General features: G+C 39.1%; 3 protein-coding genes and 1 tRNA gene. 1 reads left to right on the forward strand and 3 read right to left on the reverse strand.

The window, feature by feature from the left end; all coding sequences use genetic code 11:
* On the forward strand, nt 1–1,594 hold a 1,594-nt coding region (locus ABWO12_RS12165), incomplete at its 5' end, for a T9SS type A sorting domain-containing protein (protein WP_353089281.1).
* Nucleotides 1,595–1,679: 85 nt separating this feature from the next.
* Here the strand turns inward: ABWO12_RS12165 and ABWO12_RS12170 are convergent.
* The 3 genes from ABWO12_RS12170 to ABWO12_RS12180 all read right to left on the reverse strand — a co-directional run.
* Nucleotides 1,680–1,750: transfer RNA gene (locus ABWO12_RS12170), tRNA-Cys, on the reverse strand.
* Between the two features lie 86 nt (nt 1,751–1,836).
* Nucleotides 1,837–2,541, reverse strand: a complete 705-nt coding sequence (locus tag ABWO12_RS12175) for an ABC transporter ATP-binding protein (RefSeq protein WP_353089282.1) — start codon at nt 2,539–2,541, stop codon at nt 1,837–1,839.
* 40 nt (nt 2,542–2,581) lie between these two features.
* On the reverse strand, nt 2,582–3,676 hold a 1,095-nt coding region (locus tag ABWO12_RS12180), incomplete at its 5' end, for an ABC transporter permease (protein ID WP_353089283.1).

Raw genomic sequence — 3,676 nt, forward strand, 5'->3', positions numbered from 1 at the left:
ACCGCTAACTCGACTTTATTTGATAATTCTTGTATTCTCCAGAATTCAGGATGCTTCATCCCAAGCGAGGTTTTTCCCACAATTAAATGCTCACAAGTGGGATGTTCAGCCTCATGATTATACATCCAAAGCTTCAAACATAATTAAATTCAATAATTTCCATCTCGGCTTATTCTGTAATAAAGATTTTATTTATAGGTTGTATTTCAGCGACTCTCAAACTAATACCTGGAAGTATATTAAAAGACCTCACGAGGAGAAAGAAACAATAACAGACTTAATTGAAACGGATAGTAATATTTTCTTTTTTGCCTGGGATAATTCTTTTATGTATTTATACACAGTAGATAAGTTTACGGAATTAAAAGTCCGAACCGTTGATTCATTCAGGCTCAAAAATGGTGATTTTAGCACATTTTGGACATTTACAGACCCCAAAAGTAGTTTTTTCGTTATTTCAATCGGTCTTACATCAATCGACAGCAATTATTTTTATGCAGCAAACAAAAATAAATTGAATATTATTCGCAAGTATGATGGTGCTCCCAGTGGTTTTGTGAATCGTGATGCTGCCGCACTGGTTGATAATAGATTTATTTTATGGGATAGAAACAATTATGAAATCTACGATAATTTCTCATTACTGAATCGAATAGTATGTGGAAATGGTTCTTGCAATATCGACTACTTAGGGGCTTTTACATATAACGACACAATAGTTATTGGGTCTGAGTCCTTTGCATCAGGAACGCTTGTTGAAAAACTGTATATTTCTAAAAAGGACGGAAAAAAAATACCAAAATGCAATATAATAAATGATAACAGTGTAAATACATTTTATGAACTCAAAAAGACGGATTCGTTTATTTTTTATAGCCCGAAAATAACAAATAAAGTAGTGCTTAAAAAATTGCGATATGACGGCAAGGAACAAATTATTTATGAAAATGAATTAAATGGTAAAACACTCAATATTGCTGGCCTGAAAAAAGATTATTTTGTTATTCAATACACTTTAAACGGCAGTACCTTTTTTGATTTACTAGACCTGCGATTGAATCAAACTTGGCAAAAAATAAAAATTCCGACAACTCGTCAGATTGTGAATATTGAGCTTTCGACCTGCGGTGGTTATTTTGTTTTTACACAGGCTAAAGGAGGTGGTATAATCGGCGGTTTTTATTATTTTGACGGTAAAATGGATTCTGCATTTTTAATTGAGGAGTTGGGAAACCCCGCCTATACTCATCCCACGGGGGACATGCCGGAGATTTATAAGGAACATAACAGACTTTATTTTTATCGGGAAAATTATACTGGATGGTTTACGCTTTCATATTACGAGCTTAACGATTTATGCAAAAAAGTAAACTCCCGCGACGAATTGTTAATTTACCCAAACCCTGCGCACAGCATACTCTATCTAACCACTAAACAAAAAACGGTATCAATCTACAACTCGATTGGTCAAATGTTAATATTGGATGTGACTACCAAATGGAATTCCGACCAATATATTGACATCTCTGACCTTTCAAACGGAGTGTATTTTCTAATGGTGGGTGGCCATGCTTTGAAATTTATAAAGGATTGAACTCGAAAACTCCGGAAACCCTTATTGGAACAACAAAAAACGCCTCTGAGATGTTCAGAGGCGTTCAATGCTGTTTATTATTTAGAGGTCGGAAGCGGATTCGAACCGCTGTAAAGGGTTTTGCAGACCCGTGCCTAGCCGCTCGGCCATCCGACCTTTTAAAGGAGTGCAAATATAGCAAAAAAAGTGATTTCTTTGGGGAAATTCGAAAAATCCTTGTACTAAAATCGAATCGATAACTTTTAAGAAATCACACGGCCATCCGCCATTTCAATGATTCTATCGGTTCTTTTCGCAAAATCGGCATCGTGCGTAACCACCAATAAACTAGTACCCAATTCGCTGCTTAACTCTTTGAAAATATCAAATACGATATCCGCATTTCTACTATCCAAATTCCCCGTAGGCTCATCGCCCATAATGATTTTTGGCTCATTAATTAATGCACGGGCAATGGCCACCCGCTGCTTCTGCCCACCCGATATCTGCGTCGCTTTTTTTGTCGCCTGGTCGTCTACCCCTAACAATCGCAACTGCTTCATCGCATCAAATTCGACTTCCTCCCTGGATTTTTTTCCCAATTTCAAGCCAGGCATCATCACATTGTGCAAGACACTAAATTCAGGTAACAAATAGTGAAATTGGAATACAAAGCCAATTTGCTCATTGCGAACAACGGCCAATTCGTTGCCGCTTAATCCGGTAAGTAGGCGATCTGCCAAGAACAACTGCCCTTTGTAATTGGTGTCCATCGTACTCAAAATATATAGCAAAGTGCTCTTGCCACATCCCGATTTCCCCATAATGGAGACAAACTCGCCCTTATCTACCCAAATATTAATGTTCTTCAATACTTCAACTTCTACAGGGTCCACAAACGACTTCTGAATCTCCACAGTTCTGAGAATATGGTTGTTCTGGGTTGAGGTGGATTCAGCGTATGCCATGGGAGTCTGCTTGATTGATTTGAAGGATTCTAATTTCTACTTATTGACCTCTGATGATATCAACTGGATCGATTTTACTGGCTTTTTTGGCGGGTAAATATCCAGCGAAAAATGTAGTGATTAATGCAAACACCGACCCAATTAAATAGAATAGAGGGTCGAAATTTACTGGGAAAGTTTTTACCGTAGGAATAGCCTCGGTTTCAAAGGGCGTCTTGCTAACGACATAGCTCATCACCCCGCCCAAAAGTAGTCCGAGTAGCCCCCCAATAATGCCGATAAACATGGCTTGATAAATGAAAATCTTCTTTACATCGGAACCGGAAAAACCTGTGGCCTTCAAGATCGCGATGTCGTTCATTTTTTCATAAATTACCATATTTAGAATGTTGTAAATTCCAAAACCCGCCACAATCAAAAGGGTGATACTCACCGCGTAAGTAATGATATTTCTGATGCTATTGCCCGCTTCAAACTGTGCATTTGCCGTTTTTACGTCGATGGCGTTAACCCCGTAGGTGTTGGCGATTTGATCCGACATGTATTTGGCTTTTTCGATATCGTATAGTTTTACGCTAATGTCCGTAATGAAGTTATTGCCCTGACCTGCAATGCGCTGCGCCATTTTCACATTTACATAACTCTGCATTTTATCTAAATCGGCCAATCCGCTCTGGAAGAACCCTACAATTTTTAATCTAAAAGTAGCACCCGTACTACTGAGCATTTGAACCCGATCGCCGATGTTTAAACTCAGTTTTTTGGCGACCCCAATGCCCAATACGATGCCGTTTTCGTTGTTGGCCAAATCGGAAGGATTCGCACCCACGATGTATTGCTTAAAGTTGAACAACCGATCCTCCTCCAAGACGTCAATTCCGATGGCATTTCCATTTAACAAAACAGAGCCCGATTGGTAGAATATCCTCGCACTCACTTGGGGTGTCACCCCTTTGATAAGCGTATTTTTCTTTAACACAGCCATCATCGGCAGGCTATTTCTAACGCTACTCAATTCTTGTTTGGGTTTGATCGAGTGAATCATGTTGACAGAACCTTTGAACCTTTCAGACTTTTCGATGGGCTGCACAGGGTTCGGTTTTACCTCGTTGTAAATCCTGACATGCGGAGTGCG

The organism is Flavobacterium sp. (genome assembly GCF_040379285.1).
In the GTDB taxonomy this organism is placed as follows: domain Bacteria; phylum Bacteroidota; class Bacteroidia; order Flavobacteriales; family Flavobacteriaceae; genus Flavobacterium.